Annotated in this window: 19 protein-coding genes and 1 pseudogene; 12 read left to right on the top strand and 8 right to left on the bottom strand. The window is 53.0% G+C overall.

Features of this window, described 5'->3' with window-relative positions; genetic code table 11:
- Positions 1 to 487 precede the first annotated feature (487 nt).
- Complete coding sequence (gene alaE / locus AAHB66_RS18015; RefSeq protein WP_347113908.1) at positions 488 to 937, top strand: L-alanine exporter AlaE; 450 nt, start codon at positions 488 to 490, stop codon at positions 935 to 937.
- 32 nt (positions 938 to 969) lie between these two features.
- Here alaE and AAHB66_RS18020 read toward each other — a convergent pair whose 3' ends face one another.
- Positions 970 to 1314: a DUF2002 family protein gene (locus AAHB66_RS18020; RefSeq protein ID WP_333855068.1), complete on the bottom strand. Its 345-nt coding sequence runs from the start codon at positions 1312 to 1314 to the stop codon at positions 970 to 972.
- 161 nt (positions 1315 to 1475) lie between these two features.
- Between AAHB66_RS18020 and AAHB66_RS18025 the strand changes: the two genes are divergently transcribed.
- The 5 genes and pseudogenes from AAHB66_RS18025 to nrdF all read left to right on the top strand — a co-directional run bounded on the left by AAHB66_RS18025 (position 1476) and on the right by nrdF (position 5785).
- Positions 1476 to 1802 (top strand): DUF883 family protein, encoded by a 327-nt coding sequence (locus AAHB66_RS18025; RefSeq protein ID WP_347113910.1) that lies wholly within the window; start codon positions 1476 to 1478, stop codon positions 1800 to 1802.
- Positions 1803 to 2029: 227 nt separating this feature from the next.
- On the top strand, positions 2030 to 2290 hold the full coding sequence (gene nrdH / locus AAHB66_RS18030; RefSeq protein WP_347113912.1) for a glutaredoxin-like protein NrdH: 261 nt from the start codon (positions 2030 to 2032) through the stop codon (positions 2288 to 2290).
- Positions 2287 to 2697, top strand: coding sequence for a class Ib ribonucleoside-diphosphate reductase assembly flavoprotein NrdI (gene nrdI / locus AAHB66_RS18035; RefSeq protein ID WP_347113914.1), 411 nt, complete (start codon positions 2287 to 2289; stop codon positions 2695 to 2697). Before nrdH ends, nrdI begins: the two co-directional genes overlap by 4 nt.
- Positions 2670 to 4816 (top strand): annotated as a pseudogene (nrdE, locus tag AAHB66_RS18040) (class 1b ribonucleoside-diphosphate reductase subunit alpha). The gene nrdI and the pseudogene nrdE overlap by 28 nt, the downstream one beginning before the upstream one ends.
- 9 nt (positions 4817 to 4825) lie before the next feature.
- Positions 4826 to 5785: a class 1b ribonucleoside-diphosphate reductase subunit beta gene (gene nrdF, locus AAHB66_RS18045; RefSeq protein ID WP_347113915.1), complete on the top strand. Its 960-nt coding sequence runs from the start codon at positions 4826 to 4828 to the stop codon at positions 5783 to 5785.
- 41 nt (positions 5786 to 5826) lie between these two features.
- Here nrdF and AAHB66_RS18050 read toward each other — a convergent pair whose 3' ends face one another.
- On the bottom strand, positions 5827 to 6696 hold the full coding sequence (locus tag AAHB66_RS18050; RefSeq protein WP_347113916.1) for an aldo/keto reductase: 870 nt from the start codon (positions 6694 to 6696) through the stop codon (positions 5827 to 5829).
- A 161-nt stretch (positions 6697 to 6857) separates the two neighbouring features.
- Between AAHB66_RS18050 and AAHB66_RS18055 the strand changes: the two genes are divergently transcribed.
- Positions 6858 to 7757, top strand: coding sequence for a LysR family transcriptional regulator (locus AAHB66_RS18055; protein WP_347113918.1), 900 nt, complete (start codon positions 6858 to 6860; stop codon positions 7755 to 7757).
- Positions 7758 to 7805: 48 nt separating this feature from the next.
- Here the strand turns inward: AAHB66_RS18055 and AAHB66_RS18060 are convergent, their stop codons facing one another.
- The 4 genes from AAHB66_RS18060 to AAHB66_RS18075 are packed head-to-tail and all read right to left on the bottom strand — an operon-like array spanning position 7806 to position 9496.
- Entirely contained in the window at positions 7806 to 8597 is a 792-nt protein-coding gene (locus AAHB66_RS18060) for a carboxymuconolactone decarboxylase family protein (protein WP_347113920.1), read from the bottom strand.
- On the bottom strand, positions 8594 to 9091 hold the full coding sequence (locus tag AAHB66_RS18065) for a cupin domain-containing protein (RefSeq protein WP_347113922.1): 498 nt from the start codon (positions 9089 to 9091) through the stop codon (positions 8594 to 8596). Before AAHB66_RS18065 ends, AAHB66_RS18060 begins: the two co-directional genes overlap by 4 nt.
- Positions 9092 to 9138: 47 nt before the next feature.
- Positions 9139 to 9423 carry a cyclophilin-like fold protein gene (locus AAHB66_RS18070; protein WP_347113923.1) on the bottom strand — a complete coding sequence of 95 codons (285 nt, stop codon included), beginning with the start codon at positions 9421 to 9423 and terminating at the stop codon, positions 9139 to 9141.
- On the bottom strand, positions 9374 to 9496 hold the full coding sequence (locus tag AAHB66_RS18075) for a hypothetical protein (RefSeq protein ID WP_347116564.1): 123 nt from the start codon (positions 9494 to 9496) through the stop codon (positions 9374 to 9376). Before AAHB66_RS18075 ends, AAHB66_RS18070 begins: the two co-directional genes overlap by 50 nt.
- Before the next feature lie 330 nt (positions 9497 to 9826).
- Here AAHB66_RS18075 and AAHB66_RS18080 point away from each other — a divergent pair, with 330 nt between their 5' ends.
- The 5 genes from AAHB66_RS18080 to AAHB66_RS18100 all read left to right on the top strand — a co-directional run bounded on the left by AAHB66_RS18080 (position 9827) and on the right by AAHB66_RS18100 (position 14381).
- Positions 9827 to 10447: a LysE family translocator gene (locus AAHB66_RS18080; RefSeq protein WP_347113924.1), complete on the top strand. Its 621-nt coding sequence runs from the start codon at positions 9827 to 9829 to the stop codon at positions 10445 to 10447.
- 209 nt (positions 10448 to 10656) lie between these two features.
- Complete coding sequence (locus AAHB66_RS18085; protein ID WP_347113925.1) at positions 10657 to 12906, top strand: EAL domain-containing protein; 2250 nt, start codon at positions 10657 to 10659, stop codon at positions 12904 to 12906.
- A 6-nt stretch (positions 12907 to 12912) separates the two neighbouring features.
- The gene (locus AAHB66_RS18090; RefSeq protein ID WP_347113926.1) at positions 12913 to 13575 is read left to right on the top strand and encodes a hypothetical protein; all 663 of its coding nucleotides are present in this window, start codon (positions 12913 to 12915) and stop codon (positions 13573 to 13575) included.
- Positions 13556 to 14029 carry a hypothetical protein gene (locus AAHB66_RS18095; RefSeq protein WP_347113927.1) on the top strand — a complete coding sequence of 158 codons (474 nt, stop codon included), beginning with the start codon at positions 13556 to 13558 and terminating at the stop codon, positions 14027 to 14029. Before AAHB66_RS18090 ends, AAHB66_RS18095 begins: the two co-directional genes overlap by 20 nt.
- A 19-nt stretch (positions 14030 to 14048) precedes the next feature.
- Positions 14049 to 14381 carry a GGDEF domain-containing protein gene (locus tag AAHB66_RS18100; protein ID WP_347113928.1) on the top strand — a complete coding sequence of 111 codons (333 nt, stop codon included), beginning with the start codon at positions 14049 to 14051 and terminating at the stop codon, positions 14379 to 14381.
- 109 nt (positions 14382 to 14490) lie between these two features.
- Here the strand turns inward: AAHB66_RS18100 and cspA are convergent, their stop codons facing one another.
- Both cspA and fdhF read right to left on the bottom strand, forming a co-directional pair.
- Positions 14491 to 14703, bottom strand: coding sequence for an RNA chaperone/antiterminator CspA (gene cspA, locus AAHB66_RS18105; protein WP_106994905.1), 213 nt, complete (start codon positions 14701 to 14703; stop codon positions 14491 to 14493).
- A gap of 481 nt (positions 14704 to 15184) precedes the next feature.
- Entirely contained in the window at positions 15185 to 17332 is a 2148-nt protein-coding gene (fdhF, locus tag AAHB66_RS18110) for a formate dehydrogenase subunit alpha (RefSeq protein ID WP_347113930.1), read from the bottom strand.
- Positions 17333 to 17428 lie beyond the last annotated feature (96 nt).

A 17428-nucleotide genomic window follows, 5' to 3' on the forward strand; every position in this document is an offset into this window, starting at 1 on the left:
TTCACTTTTTGTATGATTTATCCTGATAAACAGTTTAATGATTATTTAATTCCTGAACGTTTCCAGGGAAATTGACAGGTAACTCCCCTTCCGGACAGAGCGAATATCCATTCACTCTTAGCGCATAAAACAAACGTTATATTTTTAGCGTTTCACGCTAAACAAACTCAAACTGACAACATAACCGGCAAGCGAAGCCCGGGATTTTTTTGCCCCTGGACACAGCTGATGCCAGCCGCTGAAAAATAAAATTACAAGCCTTTGTTTTAAATAGATAAAAACAAAGATCGAAGAGAAAATGCCGCCGCGCTGGCAAAACCGATTCGTTTAGAGAATTTTAGGGACAAAACGCCATTAAATAAAAATTTATCGCTAATTGTAGGTTTCAATGCAGAGAGATACGCTATACACGAAAAATAATGCAAACTAAAGCACTAACCCAACCCGCTTTAGCCTCTCTGTTATACGACCTTTAAGGAGTCAGAACATGTTCTCTCGGCAGTCTCGCCTGCGTCACGCGGTAGCGGATACCTTTGCCATGGTGGTCTACTGTTCGGTGGTGAACATGCTGATTGAAATATTCCTCTCCGGAATGACCTTCGAGCAGTCGCTTTCCTCCCGCCTGGTAGCCGTCCCGGTGAATATCCTTATTGCATGGCCATACGGTTTCTATCGCGATGCGGTGATGCGCTTTGCCCGTCGCTATTCGCCCAGCGGCTGGATGAAAAATCTGGCGGACGTGGTGGCCTATGTCACCTTCCAGTCACCGGTGTATGTCGCCATTCTGTTAACGGTGGGCGCCGACTGGCACCAGATCGCCGCGGCGGTAAGTTCGAATATCGTGGTGTCGATGATGATGGGTGCGGTCTACGGCTATTTCCTCGATTACTGCCGACGTCTGTTCAAAGTCAGCCAGTATCATCAGGTCAAGGCGTAAAGCACAGCGACTGGCGAAAGCCAGTCGCGTCGTTATTGCGAGTCGCCAAACAGGCCCTTCAGAAAGCGTTCCAGCGCCATGCGGGAACTGAAGCCATGCGGAATACCATAATGTTCCTGGTTATTGCCCCCTAAATAGAGCGGGAACTGCTGGTAATGGTCGCTGGTTTTTATCTCTGAAGCAGGCTCCGCAAAGGAAAGACTTCTCTCTTTCAGCGTCGGGTGAATGATCAGCGCCGTGCGCCCCATACGGGCTTCCCGGTTCACGTAAACATAATTATCGCCACGACGGTACCCGTATGCTCTTGGGGTTACCACATCCACGGTAAATCCCGCTTTTTCAAGTTCGCGCGCAACCTCATCGGGTCGTAAATACATATTCTTTCCTCGTTATCATTTCCTGCCGGGCAACCTTACCGTATTGAGCAATAGCAGGGCTTTCAGAAAAATCCATAAACGGCCTGATAAGCCGTGACCGGCTTCAGATATTAAAAAGGTGGTCTAAACTCTTAATTACCGCAAATACAAGGGAGAAGCATATGTTTAACCGTTCGAATCGAAACGATGTTGACGACGATGTTCAGGATATCCATAACGATGTCAGGAAATTAGCGGATTCGCTTGAAAGCGTGTTGAAATCCTGGGGATCGGATGCGAAAGACGATACGGATGACGCCAGACGTAAGGCCAAAGCGCTGTTGCGTGAAACCCGCGCGCGTCTGCAGGGGCGCTCTACCGGCAAGCAGGCCGCCTGCGATGCGATCGGCTGCGCCAGCACCTTTATCCGTGAACGTCCGGTGTGTGCGGTAGGTACCGTCGCCGCGGTGGGGATCTTTATCGGCGCGCTGCTCGCCCTGCGCAAATAACCCTCAATCCGGCTTTAGTCCTTCTGACCCCCATGCCCTGCGGTGTGGGGGTTTTTCTTTTTTCAGGCCTGCGTGCGCTCTCTCCCGCTGAACACATCACCGGCAGTCAATCTATCGAATTTTCCCATATCTTGTATGGTTGAAACTTACGACAACTACATCTAGTATTCCCTTTAGCAAGAGAGACTCCTGGTGACGCACTAACTGGCGTCGGAATCCTATTCTAGATGGAAATACGAATCATGCGCATTATTATTTACACTCGAAACGACTGTGTGCAGTGCCATGCTACCAAACGCGCCATGGAGAGCCGCGGCGTGACCTTTGAAATGGTGAATGTTGACCAGGTTCCTGATGCGGCAGAGACGCTCAAAGCCCAGGGGTTCCGCCAGCTGCCGGTGGTGATCGCCGGGGAAACGAGCTGGTCGGGCTTCCGTCCGGACCTGATTAACCGTCTGCCGCAGCCCGCCCAAGCCGCCCGGGCATGAGCCTGCTCGTCTACTTCTCCAGCAGCTCGGAGAACACGCACCGCTTTATCGTCCGCGTCGGGCTGCCCGCCGTGCGGATCCCGCTGAACGAGCGGGAGCGGATCCAGGTAGACGAGCCTTTTATTCTGGTGGTGCCCAGCTACGGCGGGGGTGGAACGGCCGGGGCGGTGCCGCGTCAGGCGATCCGCTTCCTCAACGATCCGCACAACCGGGCGCTCATCCGCGGGGTGATTGCCGCCGGCAACCGTAACTTCGGCGAGGCGTTCGGCCGTGCCGGGGATGTCATCTCACAAAAATGCGGCGTGCCGTACCTCTATCGCTTCGAGCTGATGGGTACGGAGCAGGACGTCGCCAACGTGCGTAAAGGAGTGAACGAATTTTGGCAACGACAACCGCAGAGCGCGTAATGCAGCGATCGACCGATTACCATGCGCTGAACGCCATGCTGAACCTGTACGATCGGGACGGGAAGATCCAGTTCAGCAAAGATCATGAGGCGGTGGACGCCTTTTTTAACGCCCACGTCTACCCCAACAGCATGACCTTTGCGAGCCCGCAGGCGCGTCTCGACTATCTCGTCAGCGAGAGTTACTACGATCCGAAGGTGCTGGCCCGCTTCGATCCTGCCTTCGTGCTGGCGCTGTTCGCTCACGCCCATGCCAGCGGTTTTCGTTTCCAGACCTTCCTCGGCGCCTGGAAGTTTTACACCAGCTACACGCTGAAAACCTTCGACGGTAAGCAGTACCTCGAACACTTTGAGGATCGGGTGGTGATGGTGGCCCTGACGCTGGCCCAGGGGGATGAGACCCTCGCCCGCCAGCTTACCGACGAGATGCTCGCCGGACGTTTTCAGCCCGCAACGCCCACCTTCCTCAACTGCGGCAAGGCCCAGCGCGGAGAGCTGGTCTCCTGCTTCCTGCTGCGCATTGAGGACAATATGGAGTCGATCGGCCGCGCCGTGAACTCGGCGCTACAGCTCTCCAAACGCGGCGGCGGCGTGGCATTTTTACTCTCGAACCTGCGGGAAGCGGGCGCGCCGATCAAGCGCATTGAGAACCAGTCCTCCGGGGTGATCCCGGTGATGAAAATGCTGGAAGACGCCTTCTCCTACGCCAACCAGCTGGGGGCGCGCCAGGGGGGCCGGAGCGGTCTATCTCCACGCCCATCACCCGGATATCCTGCGGTTCCTCGATACCAAACGCGAAAACGCCGACGAAAAAATCCGCATCAAAACCCTGTCGCTGGGGGTGGTGATCCCGGATGTCACCTTCCGGCTGGCGAAGGAGAACGCCGACATGGCGCTGTTCTCCCCCTATGACGTGGAGCGCCTCTACGGCAAGCCGTTTGGCGATGTGGCGGTGAGCGAGCTGTACGACGAGCTGGTGGCGGACGCGCGGATCCGTAAGACTTACATTAACGCCCGCGACTTCTTCCAGCGGCTGGCGGAGATCCAGTTTGAGTCCGGCTATCCGTACATCATGTACGAAGATACCGTTAACCGCGCCAACCCCATCGCCGGGCGCATCAACATGAGCAACCTGTGCTCGGAGATTTTGCAGGTCAACAGCCCCTCGACCTATGACGAGGATCTGGACTACACCCGGATCGGGCACGATATCTCCTGCAATCTGGGCTCGCTGAACATTGCCCACACCATGGACTCCCCTGACTTTGGCCGCACCGTCGAGACCGCGGTGCGCGGCCTGTCGGCGGTGTCGGACATGAGCCATATCCGCAGCGTGCCGTCGGTGGAGGCCGGGAACGCCGCCTCGCATGCCATTGGCCTCGGGCAGATGAACCTGCACGGCTATCTGGCACGGGAAGGGATCGCCTACGGCAGCCCGGAGGGGCTGGACTTCACCAACCTCTATTTCTACACAATCACCTGGCACGCCCTGAATACCTCGATGCTGCTGGCGCGCGAACACCAGCAGCGTTTTGCGGGCTTTGAACAGTCGCGCTACGCTAGCGGGGAGTATTTTAGTCAGTACCTGGAAAACGACTGGCAGCCGAAAACGGAGAAGGTACGTGCCCTGTTTGCCCGAGCTGGCGTGACCCTGCCGACGCGGGAGATGTGGCAGAAGCTGCGCGATGACGTGATGCAGTACGGCATCTACAACCAGAACCTGCAGGCGGTGCCGCCCACCGGGTCAATCTCGTACATCAACCATGCGACCTCCAGCATTCACCCTATCGTGTCGAAAATTGAGATCCGCAAAGAGGGGAAAACCGGGCGCGTCTACTACCCTGCCCCCCTTTATGACCAACGAGAATCTGGCCCTGTACCAGGACGCCTACGAGATTGGTCCGGAAAAGATTATTGATACCTATGCCGAGGCGACGAAGCACGTCGACCAGGGGCTGTCGCTGACGCTGTTCTTCCCGGACACCGCCACCACCCGCGACATCAACAAAGCGCAGATTTACGCGTGGAAGAAAGGGATCAAGACCCTGTATTACATTCGCCTGCGCCAGCTCGCGCTGGAAGGCACCGAAACAGAAGGCTGCGTGTCCTGCGCGCTGTAAGGAGAGAGGATGAAACTGTCACGGGTTCACGCCGTTAACTGGAACAAGATTGAAGATGATAAGGATCTGGAGGTGTGGAACCGCCTGACCAGCAACTTCTGGCTGCCGGAAAAGGTGCCGCTGTCGAATGACGTCCAGGCCTGGGCCACCCTGAGCCACGCCGAACAGCAGCTCACCATTCGCGTCTTTACCGGCCTGACCCTGCTCGACACGGTGCAGAACACGGTGGGCGCTCCGGCGCTGATCGCCGATGCGCTGACCCCGCACGAGGAGGCGGTGATGTCGAACATCAGCTTTATGGAGGCGGTGCATGCCCGCTCCTACAGCTCAATCTTCTCCACCCTCTGTCAGACCCGGGACGTGGATGCCGCCTACCGCTGGAGCGAAGAGAGCGACGCCCTGCAGCGCAAAGCCCAGCGGGTGCTGGAACATTATCGCGCCGACGAGCCGCTGAAGAAGAAGATCGCCAGCGTGTTCCTGGAGTCGTTCCTGTTCTACTCCGGCTTCTGGCTGCCGATGTACTGGTCGAGCCGGGGCAAGCTGACCAACACCGCGGATCTGATCCGGCTGATCATCCGCGATGAGGCGGTACACGGGTACTACATTGGCTATAAATACCAGAAAGGGCTGGAGAAAGTGAGCGAGGCGGAGCGCGAGGCGTTGCAAGGCTTTGCGCTGGATCTGCTGATGGATCTGTATGACAACGAGCTGGCCTATACCGAGGAGCTGTACGCCGGAACCGGCTGGGAGGAGGATGTGAAGGCCTTCCTTTGCTACAACGCCAACAAGGCGCTGATGAACCTCGGCTACGAGGCGCTGTTCCCGCCGGAGATGGCGGAGGTCAACCCGGCGATCCTCGCCGCGCTTTCGCCAAACGCCGACGAAAACCACGACTTCTTCTCCGGGTCGGGGTCATCGTACGTGATGGGTAAAGCGGTCGAGACCGAGGACGAGGACTGGAATTTCTGATGATTTCACCCCGAAAAGGGGTGAAATAGTGGCGCAACGGCTCAGTCGTGGATCCTGACGCCCAGGCAACCGCGCACAAACTCAGGGTTAAAGTGCTTCACGGACTCCCCGACGTAACCCAAATCGAGGGAGCCGATCTGCGCCATTTCGCTCTCCGTCAGTGAGAAATCCCAGATGGCAAAGTTCTCTTCAATGCGTTGCTGATGGGTGGATTTTGGAATGACGGTCACGCCACGCTGGACGTTCCAGCGCAGGACTACCTGAGCAACGGTTTTGTTATGGGCGTCGGCAATGCCCTGCAGCATCGCATTGTCATAAGGCCTGTGGCGTCCACCGCCTAACGGTGCCCAGGCTTCAGGCTGAACGTTGTAATAGCGCATGGTTTCCAGTGCGGCAGGTTGGGCAAAGTAAGGATGCAGTTCAACCTGGTTGGCCATCGGCCTGATCCGAACGGTTTCACAGAAGTTGGCTAACACATGGGGATAAAAATTGGACACGCCAATCGCTTTCAGTTTACCGGCTTCATAAGCCTCTTCCATCGCCCGCCACGCGCTGAAATAGTCCCGCATGGCCTGATGCAGCAAGTAGAGATCAAAATATTCCAGCCCCGATTTTTCTAACGAGGCGTCGATACCGGCTTTGGCCGTTTCGTAGCTGGCCATGTCCTGCACCCACAGTTTTGAGGTGATGAACAGTTCGTCGCGGGTGCACAGCCCCCCGGCAATGGCTTCCCGAACGGCGTCGCCAACGGCATCTTCATTACCGTAGACCGCAGCGGTATCGATCAGACGATAGCCTGCCCGAATCGCACTCAACACGGACTGTTTACACTCTTCTTTGTCGGTCACCTGAAATACACCAAAACCGGCCATCGGCATTTTCAGGCTGTTGCTTAATTCTGCATATTCCACGATTGAACCTCTCTGCCCTGTCAAACGTCCATTCTAAAATGAAAAGACAAGGGTGATTAGCAGGTGGAACCTGATATGAATTATGCAAATAATTCATTAATCACTTCTGACTGACGTTGCGTACACTGAGGTTTCATTTTTTCGGCAGTAAGGGGCAGAGCGTGGCGCGGGAAAACCTGAATGATTTGATGGCGTTTATCGTCGTCGCACGTGAAAAGAGTTTTACCAAAGCGGCGGCCCAGTTAGGCATTTCACAATCCGCTCTCAGCCACTGCATGCGCACTCTGGAATCCCGTCTGGGGATGAAACTCATGACGCGCACCACCCGCAGTATAGCGTTAACCGATATAGGGCAATCCATGCTGGACGATCTGGGCCCCTACATCGATGGCATCCAGGGGCGGTTACAGTCGCTGAAGGATCTCAACAGCAAAGCCGCCGGAACCGTGCGTATATCCACGTCGGATTACGCCATCAGCTCTGTCATCTGGCCGAAACTTGAACCGCTGCTCAAGGACTACCCGGATATAAACCTCGAGCTGATTGATGACTATGCCCTGACGGATATCGTTTCTGGCCGGTTCGATGCAGGAACCCGCCTGGGAGAGCAAATTTCCAACGGCATGATTTCGGTGCGTATTGGCCCGGACGTGCGCTTTGCCGTTGTCGGCTCTCCGGACTATTTTTCCCGTCACCCTTACCCGCAGCATCCTCACGATCTTATCGCTCACAACTGCATCAATCTGCGCTTTCCCACCCATGGCAACCTGTACGTCTGGGAGTTCGAGAAAGAGGAAAAATGCCTGAATGTGAAAGTCAGCGGCCAGCTGGTGTTCAGCCGTATTTATCAGAATCTCCAGGCCGCAGTGGAAGGGTACGGACTGGCGCATGTTCCACGGGATATCGCCGAAAAGCACATCGCCCGCGGGGAGTTGATTAGCGTGCTCGAAGACTGGTGTCCTTACTGGGAGGGTTATTACATCTACTACCCGGAAAATCGCAATCTTTCGAAAGCATTCCAGCTGGTTATCGACGCGCTACGCCATTACAAGCATCCCTGACAAAAAGGCCCCGTATTGGGGGCCTGATGGATTTGCACTGCTCCCTGCTCAGGCTGGGTTTCTGCCCGCAAATACCTCTTTAAACACCGGCAGTGCCGAGAAGATATTGGGCCAGCCGGCAACAAACGCGAGCTGGGTCAGCACCTCTGAGGCCTGCGTTTGGGTCAAACCGTTATCCATCGCGCGATTGAGATGGTAAGGGATCTGAGCCACCTGCCCGGCGGTCACCAGAGCGGTGACGGTCACCAGGCTTCTGTCACGGGGCGCCAGGCCAGGCCTCAGCCACAGGTCCTGAAAGAGCGCCTCTGTGGTGTACTTCACCACGCCCGGCGCGACCATACCAAATTTTGACTCAACCAGGGTGGCGCGCTGGTTCTCTTTCTCTTTATCCAGCGGCAGTAAATCCACTTTTTCGCCTGGCAATGAGGCCATATCAACATGACGCCCGGCAAATACGTGACGCGCGACCAGAGCCGCAGAGGTGGCATTTGGCCAACCGGCGTAAAACGCCAGATGGGTAATGGTCTCTGAGATTTCCGTTGGCGTGATACCACTGTCCAGCGCCACGTTCAGATAGTTGGGAAGTTCAACGGTATCATTACGGCTAATCAGCGCGGCAACCGTCACCAGACTACGGTCGCGACGCGACAGTTCCGGGCGGCTCCAGAGATCCTTTTCAATAAAGCGTTCAGAATAGGCCGCCATTGCGGGTGCGACGTCCGCCACTGCGCCCTGCGCATCGTCTGCTATCATTTTCGAACTCCTGTTTTGCGTGGTCTGGGAGACACATCCGCTCATCAACAACAGAGAAACCGTGACTAGGCATGTCCTGCTAATCATTCATGTTCTCCTGCCTGCAGATACTGTTCATCCGTGACTTTTTCAAGCCAGTTTACGTTTTCACCTTTATCATTCGATTCCTGGATGGCGAGATGCACCATCGTGTTTTTATCCGTTGCGCCGTGCCAGTGTTTCACCCCTGGCGGGCACTGAACGACATCGCCCGCGTGAATTGTTTTTCGCTCCCTACCCCACTGCTGAACCCAGCCCGTGCCCGAGGTGACAACCAGTGTTTGCCCAAGGGGATGAGTATGCCAGTCGGAACGCGCCCCGGGTGCGAAGGTGACATAGGCTCCACCCGTCCTTTGCGGTGCGACAGCGGAGAAAAGGGGGTCAATATAAGCACGCCCGGTAAAGTGCTCAGCAGGTCCGGCAATCGTTGTGCGGCTGCCTGTTTCTGAGAGTCTCATTTGAGCTGAAGTGGCGGTTTCGCCGTGTGCGGACATACCCGCGAATAACAACAGTGATACAGCTACAGGGGTGAAACGGATCATCGTACTCTCCTGTTATGAATGAAACGGTGGATCCGGTACCGGGGAGACTATTTGTCGGTCAGCAGCTCAAATCTGGCTGAATAAGAATCGGGATGTACAGGCAAAGCATCCGGCTCATCCAACTGCCCCAGCTTAATCAGCCCTCTCTCATAGCCATGGGATTTATAGAAAATGGCCAGATTTCCCCAGGGTGCATATATCGTTATATCGCCCTTTTTCACCGCCGTGCCTGCGGGTGAGCTCGCCGTGGGAAGCCGTGAAGGCAAGTCACTGATTTTCTCCTCACCGGCATAATCCTTTAGCTGTAGCGTAAGGGGGGAGGAGCGCCGCAAATTCGCGGCTTGCCTGGCTGTCGTTCAGGGTGGCGTAAAGCGTCTTATCCTGAAGTATTATCTGTAACTTCATAGGAGTTTCCTGGGTATTACGGGCACTCGCCGTCGCCGGGAAGGCTGATATCACTGCCAGCACTAGCCATCCTGAACGTCCGGGTAATAGCCGCTTCGATGTAGAATTAATAAGCATGACGAACCATCCTGCTGAAGCCATTTTCAAATATTTTTAACAGAATAAAGGGGCTTGTTAATAGCCATTATCAGAATAGAAAAATGAGCAAATTTCATTAATCGACTAACTACTGCAGCTGAAATTGCTGAGATTTTTTTTCTTAACCTGTCGAGGCGAGATGTTGATCGAATGTAAATAAGTGGCTAACATCCGTCCTTTCGGATAAAGAAAATGTCTGTCACCGATTCACTTCTCGCTTTCTCCTTCGCCGCCTTATTGCTTACGCTCACCCCCGGTCTTGATACCGCACTTATCCTGCGAACGGCCTGTGCCGAAGGGGGAAAGAAGGCGTTTCATGCGGCGCTCGGCATTGATACCGGCTGTTATATCTGGGGAGCGCTTGTCGCCCTTGGCCTTGGGGCGCTGCTGGCGTACTCCGGGCTGGCGTATACCCTGCTGAAATTCTGCGGCGCGGCTTATCTTTGCTGGTTAGGCTTACAGCTGCTGCTGCGCCCCCGGTCGTCGTTCAGTCAGGACGAGGGCAATCCCTCTTCAGGCGGGAACTGGTTTGTAAAAGGGATGTTGGGAAATGTGCTCAATCCAAAGATGGGCATTTTTTACGTCTCGTTTTTACCGCAGTTTATCCCTGCCGGGCACTCGCCTTTCATCTGGACATTTATTCTGGTCAGCATTCATGTGCTGATTGGCACCCTGTGGTCGGTGACGCTGATCCTGTCCACACAGCTGGCAACCGGGATCCTGAAAAAGAGGCGCGTTATCATGGCGATGGATCGGGCAACCGGCGGGCTCTTTTTATGCTTTGCGGCAAAACTTGCTTTAAGCGGCCGATAAAGGGGCTTGGGCAGTTTTGAACGCGTAGCCGATATTGTTTTATTGGCTACTTCCTTATTTGATCGCTAAAAGCGAAAAATTGCGTGTGATCATGTTCACACTAATAAATTTGCGTTAAGATTTAACATGCAAATTTTATACATGTTATCAAGCCGGAAAGGATGCCTGCACATTGCTTCATGATAACTCTACTCTGTGGCGAGCATTTCATGACCCTTATTGAATCCTTAAAGTCTCATTATAATTTACACAAAAGCAGTAAAATTCTTCACACAGTGATCACATTTATTACTGTATTGATTTTCCTGCCCCTCCTGCGAGAGTTTTCTCCACGCGTTGCGATTGACCATACCATTATTTACGTAGCGTATTTGCCCATCAGCCTTTTTATCGCGCTGGTGGGCATTTATGGTGCCAGCGTATTGCCTGCATTAACGCTGGCAACCTGGTTATCTTTCCAGCACCAATTAAATCTCAACGTCACCCAAACCTGGGCGGTGACGCTCAGCCTGATGATCCCCCTGGCGATTGCCCAGTTTATTCTCCATAAAAGGCTGGGACGCTATGCCAGAATAGATATCACCAAAAGCACCGGGATTTTTGTCCGGCTGTGGTGTTTTGGTTTTATTTATCCCATTCTTGCCCAGGCGGCAATGTACATTGTTGGCGCATTAACCCTCATTCCCGACGATTTTCAATATTACTTTTCAGCCAGTGAAATTCGCCTGCTGATCCTGAATTTGCAAAGCCTGATGATGCCCGCGGTGGTGTTCAGCTCCGGTTTATATTATTTATTACGATTCCTGACCTCATGGCATTATGCACGCAAGTTCTACACAAGGAATATACTGGAAGCCAGCAACCGAAACACCTTGATTGTCTGGATGATAGTGATTGGTGCGCTTATTTTTACCTATACCAACGTCAGCCAGTATCCGGTTATCTCCAGCTATGCCATTCCGCTGGTCTTTCTGGCCTTTGTGTATGGGGTGATTAATTTTAGCGCGCCGATCGTCTCGCTGACCTGGCCGTGTGCCATCTTTATACTCATCACCGGTAACCCGCAGTTTATAAAAGTTGTCGAAAAAGGTCAGCTTTTAACCTCTTTCTCCGCCTTTTTTATCGTGTTTACTATCGCCAATGCCTATCTCGCCACCATGAAGAGAAACCTGAAGCAGGCGAACGTAAAAATAACAAATGCAGCTTTCCGGGAGCCGCTGACCATGCTGCCGAACCTGCTGCTGATGAATAAAGATCTTCAGCAGCTTACCCATCCGGCGATGCTCTGTTACGTAAAAATATTCTCTGCCGATAACCTGGATAAACATCTTGGCTTTACCTTCCGGGTTAATGCCAAAGTCGCCGTCTATTATCTGCTGAAAAAATTCCTGCCAAAAAATGGCAGTATCTATTCCGTACCTTATGGCGATCTGCTGATTGTGCTGCCAGAAAAAGGTGGGCGTAGCGTCCTGCAGGAGCTGCTGAAGAAACTTAATCAGGCGAAGGGCTATGCCAGGGTGAGTGACGTGGACGTCGCGTTCGGTCTCGCCTGGATGACATTCAACGCGAACGTTGATTTAAGCAAGTCTGTCTCCGAGCTGGATTATCTTGCGACAACCAAAGGCGCGGATCACATTAGTGCGCTTGATAAAAACCAGGATTTCATTGAGCAACATATGACGCTGGATATCGCGTTGCTGCAAAAGCTTAAGCAGGCCCTGCTCCGCAACGACATCGTTCTGTATGCGCAAAAAATAAAACACAGAAACAGTGACGCACAATATTATGAGATCCTCTGCAGGATGAAACTCGACGGAAATATCGTTACGCCGGATAAATTTATACCGACTATTACCGAGTTTGGTCTGTGCGGGCTGCTCGACTTCAAAGTGTTAGAGACCTTTATCGATTTTTATCATGAAAATCTGGCTAAGTGCCAACACATCCGTTTTTCATTGAATATTACCCCAGAAACACTGGCAGATGAAAACACGGCTGAAAGGATTATTTCCATGTTTGAGAACAAGAATAAAAAACCCGACAACATTGTATTTGAAGTAACGGAAGAACAGCTGTTCCTGAATGAAAGAAACGTACTCAATAATATTAAACGTTTACGTCATTATGGCTTTCAAATTGCGATTGATGATTTTGGCACCGGGTATGCTAACTATGAAAGGCTGAAAAATCTTGATGCCGATATCGTTAAAGTTGACGGCATGTTCATCAAAGAAATTATCAGTAACAGAGTGGATCAGCTGATTGTAAAGTCAATCATTGATATTGCCCGGGCCAAGGGCATGTCTATCGTGGCTGAATATGTGGAGACGCAGGCGCACCAGGCGCTGTTAACGCAGCTTAGCGTGGATTATCTACAGGGGTATTACATAGCGAAGCCGCTGCCGCTGGAAGGCATTATGAAAGAAGAGTCCGATTCCATTGTAGCTTTTACGGGGTAAAGCGTTGTGTTTCTCTTTTCCAGAAAAAAAATTGCCAGCAAAGTCTATGCTATCTCCGCAGCCGTCTGCGTAATATTTTTGGCTATCATGATGTCGTTTATTTTTCTCCATCAAAAAAATGAAGCCATTAAGCTGACCAATGAGGTACGCGCTAAGCTGCTGAACATTTTTGATGAAAATGAAAATATAGCCGATGCCATTACCACCAGATATACCACGTCCCTGCAAAATGGCAGGTGCGAAATCCCGGCGCTGGCGCGTGAAAATGAGGAGTGGCACTGGCGTAAATCCGATGACGCCGCCGACGATTCTGGCAGCCTGTTTTTAAACCAGGAGCCTGATTTAGCTGAGCGATGCCTGGTCTCGTCGGCACTGTTTGTGCGGCAGAATATTGCTAAAAGCGATCTTTCAACCAAAGAGGGTTTTCGCTATATCATTAGCATGCGGCAAAAAATGTTCTACTTTTTCAGTCGCATCAATTCGGACAACTTTGCTATTGAAGATTCAAAGATGTTCAACGAACTGCCTTTTTATATTCCCACCATGCCGGATTACTATAAGCGCAAGCTGACCCATAAACTGACGCAAAAAGGCACGGTAGCCACCCCCATCTATCATGATTTGATCACCCGAACCAACGCCCTACAGCGTGGTGAGTTTTATCTATGACCTGAACAGCAGCACTGTGCCGGTCGCCTACCTGCTCTACGATCACAACCTTGCAGAGCTGCACGGTATTGCGAAAACCTTAGCCCGCCAGAATAAATGGGTGAAGATCACCCTGCATGAGACGGACAGTCCGAACAAATTGTGCATTTTTGGCTGCGATATAAGCCACGCTTTCCAGGCTAACGTTGAATCAGGGCTGTCATCGCAGTTTAAGGTGGTAACCCATATCAACATTTTTGCTTCTGTTTATCACAGCGTGATGTTTAAGCTGCTGATACCGGCCACGTTGTTATTGTTTATGCTGGTGGTGAAACTGACTTCACGCTATCTGACGAGCGTGGCCCGACATACGTTAATCGATCACTTAACGGGCCTGTACAGCAGGAAAATCGAAGCTGAGCTCACCCACACTACGCTTGAAAGACGCTTTTTTTGCCCTGGTGGATTGCAATAAGTTCAAAATAATTAACGACATGCATGGTCATGCCGTAGGCGACAGGGTGCTACAAATGGTCGCCGACGTGATTAAACAGACCATCCGCAGAGAAGATATTGCCATTCGTTATGGCGGTGACGAGTTTCTGCTGATTATCAAAACCGAACACAAATGCGATGCGCTGCTGGTGATGGAAAGAATCGCTGAAGAGATCGCCCGGCGGTCGATTGGGGTGAATGGCGACGTGATAACCAGCACCATTTCCTACGGCGTGAGCAAGTTTTGCCAGGACCTGAAAACCAGCATCCTGTTAGCCGATAAAGAGATGTACAAAATGAAAAAGCAGCAGGCACAAACGCCCGCTAACTAAGAAAATAAAAAACCCGCTCAAGGCGGGTTTATTTTATTATCAGCGGAGATTAACTGCTCAGGCTATTACCTTCATCGCTATCGTAATAACTACTGATAATTAACGCAGATTACAGAACTGTGACGTTTCCGGCAGCAGGACCTTTAGCGCCATTTTCAATGGTGAAGGAGACTTTCTGGCCTTCTTCCAGCGTTTTGAAGCTGTCGCTCTGAATAGCAGAGAAGTGTACGAAGACATCTTTGCTGCCGTCATCAGGGGTGATAAAGCCAAAACCTTTATCTGCGTTAAACCATTTTACTAAACCAGTCATTTTATTAGACATAGATAATTCCTTAATGATGAGCCACTTAAACGCGGCGATGATGGCCTGTATTGCGAGAGTTACTTACCTGGCACTTAGGAGGAGACTCATGAAGAAGGGTATCTGTGGATAACACTTGAACTGAGGACTGCTTTACTAAAACTGCTTTCGTAAGGTCTGTTTTCCAAACCGATGGCGCTATTAAGACATAGAAAAATTAGCTAAGCAATGTTTATATTATTTATTTTACCCATGTAAACACCCGGATGGCTGAATGGCTGCCCTCTCCTGCCAATTATATTTTCAGCTTTCGCGATCAAAGGAATATATTCCCGATTAAAGAATGAGATGACTCTGTTTTTTAATTTAAGTAACACGCAAAAAAAAGCAGCCCCTGAGGGCTGCTGAGTATGATAACGCTCGCCTTTATGCCGGGTGGCGCTGCGCTTACCCGGCCTACAAGACCCCAGGCCCGTGCAAGCAAAGCGCCACCGGGCGGCCTTTACCCTTTGGCCATCTCCTTCAGGTGCTTTTTCAGCTTGTGATATTCATCAATCACGTACTGTTCCGCCCTCTGCTGGTCGGCAATCGGCTCCACGCGCACGGCGCAATACTTATACTCCGGCGTTTTGGTAATCGGGCTCAGGTTCTCCGTCACCAGCTCGTTACAGGCACCAATCCACCACTGGTAGGTCATGTATACCGCCCCGATATTCGGGCGATCGCTCACCTGGGCGCGGGTAATGACTTTGCCTTTGCGCGACGTAACCCAGACCAGGGCTTCGTCCTCAATACCGAGGCGCTTCGCATCGGCGGTATTGATCTGCGCATAGCCCGGTTCATCCGCCAGGGCAGCCAGCGCCGCACAGTTACCGGTCATTGAGCGGCAGGAGTAGTGGCCGACTTCGCGCACCGTCGACAGCACCAGCGGGTACTCCTCGGTGAGCTTGTCGATCGGCGCAACCCAGTCGCAGGTATAGAGCTGCCCCAGCCCGTTCGGGGTGGAAAACTCTTTCTCGAACAGGTAATCCGTCCCCTGATCGGCCTCTGACTCGTCGCGGCACGGCCACTGGATATAGCCCAGCTCGCCCATCTTCTCGTAGGTGGCACCGAAGAAATCCGGGCACAGATGACGCAGTTCATCCCAGATCTGCCGGGTGTTGTCATAGTGCATCGGATAGCCCATCCGGGTGGCGATCTCGCTGATGATCTGCCAGTCGGTTTTCAGGTCCCACTTCGGCTCGACCGCTTTGAAGAAGCGCTGGAACCCCCGGTCGGCGGCGGTGTAGACCCCTTCGTGCTCACCCCAGGAGGTGGACGGCAGGATCACATCGGCGGCGGCGGCGGTCTTGGTCATAAAGATGTCCTGCACAATGACCAACTCCAGCTCCTCAAAGGCCTTACGCACCGCAGACAGCTCGGCGTCGGTCTGGAGTGGATCTTCCCCCATGATGTAGGCGGCACGCACTTCGCCGTGCGCGACCCGGTGCGGCAGCTCGCTGATGCGGTACCCGGTATGGGCAGGCAGAGCGTCCACGCCCCAGGCTTTCGCGAACTTGGCCCGGTTTTCCGGATTGTTGATGTACTGATAGCCTGGATAGGTATCCGGCAGTGCACCCATGTCGCACGCGCCCTGGACGTTGTTCTGACCGCGCACCGGGTTCACCCCCGCGTACGGCTTGCCGAGGTTGCCGGTGAGCAGCGCCAGGCTGGTCAGGGAACGCACGGTTTCCACGCCCTGGTAGAACTGGGTCACTCCCATGCCCCACAGAATGGCCGCGTTTTCCGCTGCGGCATACATCCGTGCCGCCTGACGGATCTCCTGGGCGCTGACACCGGTGATCGCTTCAACGGACTCCGGCGTATAGCCTTCGACAATTTTGCGATACTCCTCGAAGCCTTCGGTACGCGCCGCCACAAAGGCGCGGTCGTACAGCTGCTCTTCGATAATCACGTGCCCCATCGCGTTAAGCAGCGCGATGTTGGAGCCGTTTTTCAAAGCGATGTGCATATCGGCAATGCGCGCGGTTTCGATTTTGCGCGGATCGCAGACGATAATTTTTGCCCCTTTGCGTTTGGCTTTGATCACCCGGTTCGCCACGATAGGGTGCGAATCCGCTGGGTTATAGCCGAAAATAAACACCATATCGGCATTCTCGATGCCAACAATGGAGTTACTCATTGCGCCGTTACCGACCGACTGGTGCAGACCTGCAACCGATGGGCCGTGTCAGACGCGCGCGCAGCAGTCGACGTTGTTGGTGCCGACTGCCGCGCGGGCAAATTTTTGCATGATGTAGTTGGTTTCATTCCCGGTGCCGCGGGATGACCCGGTGGTCATGATCGCATCCGGGCCGTGTGCCGCTTTGATCGCACTGAGTTTAGTGGCAACGTAATCCAGGGCTTCGTCCCAGGAGGCGGCCTCCAGCTTGCCGCCGCGCTCGCGACGGATCATCGGGGATTTCAGGCGCGGGGTCAGGATCTGCGTATCGTTGATAAAATCCCAGCCGTAGTAGCCTTTCAGGCAGAGATCGCCCTGATTGGTCTTACCCTGTGCCGCTTCAGCCTTGACGACTTTGCCGTTATCGACCACCAGGTTAATTTTGCAACCCGATGCGCAATAGGGGCAAACCGTGACGACTTTCTTCATCGGTAGTTACTCCGTTAGTAATATGTCCTCAGCGGTATGCATGAAGTGTGCCAGCCCGAGATTAATCTTTAAGCCATTGAAACAGATAAAGAATGA

The sequence above is a fragment of the Leclercia sp. S52 genome, from assembly GCF_039727615.1.
GTDB classification, from domain to species: domain Bacteria; phylum Pseudomonadota; class Gammaproteobacteria; order Enterobacterales; family Enterobacteriaceae; genus Enterobacter; species Enterobacter adecarboxylatus_B.

Excerpts from the sequence above, each read along its gene's own strand:
- AAHB66_RS18065 (WP_347113922.1), bottom strand. The coding sequence starts at position 9,091 with ATGATCCGTTTCACCCCTGTAGCTGTATCACTGTTGTTATTCGCGGGT.
- AAHB66_RS18080 (WP_347113924.1), top strand. The coding sequence starts at position 9,827 with ATGTCTGTCACCGATTCACTTCTCGCTTTCTCCTTCGCCGCCTTATTG.
- AAHB66_RS18085 (WP_347113925.1), top strand. The coding sequence starts at position 10,657 with ATGACCCTTATTGAATCCTTAAAGTCTCATTATAATTTACACAAAAGC.
- nrdH (WP_347113912.1), top strand. The coding sequence starts at position 2,030 with ATGGAAATACGAATCATGCGCATTATTATTTACACTCGAAACGACTGT.
- nrdF (WP_347113915.1), top strand. The coding sequence starts at position 4,826 with ATGAAACTGTCACGGGTTCACGCCGTTAACTGGAACAAGATTGAAGAT.
- nrdI (WP_347113914.1), top strand. The coding sequence starts at position 2,287 with ATGAGCCTGCTCGTCTACTTCTCCAGCAGCTCGGAGAACACGCACCGC.
- AAHB66_RS18020 (WP_333855068.1), bottom strand. The coding sequence starts at position 1,314 with ATGTATTTACGACCCGATGAGGTTGCGCGCGAACTTGAAAAAGCGGGA.
- AAHB66_RS18060 (WP_347113920.1), bottom strand. The coding sequence starts at position 8,597 with ATGATTAGCAGGACATGCCTAGTCACGGTTTCTCTGTTGTTGATGAGC.
- AAHB66_RS18075 (WP_347116564.1), bottom strand. The coding sequence starts at position 9,496 with ATGAAGTTACAGATAATACTTCAGGATAAGACGCTTTACGCCACCCTG.
- AAHB66_RS18025 (WP_347113910.1), top strand. The coding sequence starts at position 1,476 with ATGTTTAACCGTTCGAATCGAAACGATGTTGACGACGATGTTCAGGAT.
- AAHB66_RS18100 (WP_347113928.1), top strand. The coding sequence starts at position 14,049 with ATGCATGGTCATGCCGTAGGCGACAGGGTGCTACAAATGGTCGCCGAC.
- alaE (WP_347113908.1), top strand. The coding sequence starts at position 488 with ATGTTCTCTCGGCAGTCTCGCCTGCGTCACGCGGTAGCGGATACCTTT.
- cspA (WP_106994905.1), bottom strand. The coding sequence starts at position 14,703 with ATGTCTAATAAAATGACTGGTTTAGTAAAATGGTTTAACGCAGATAAA.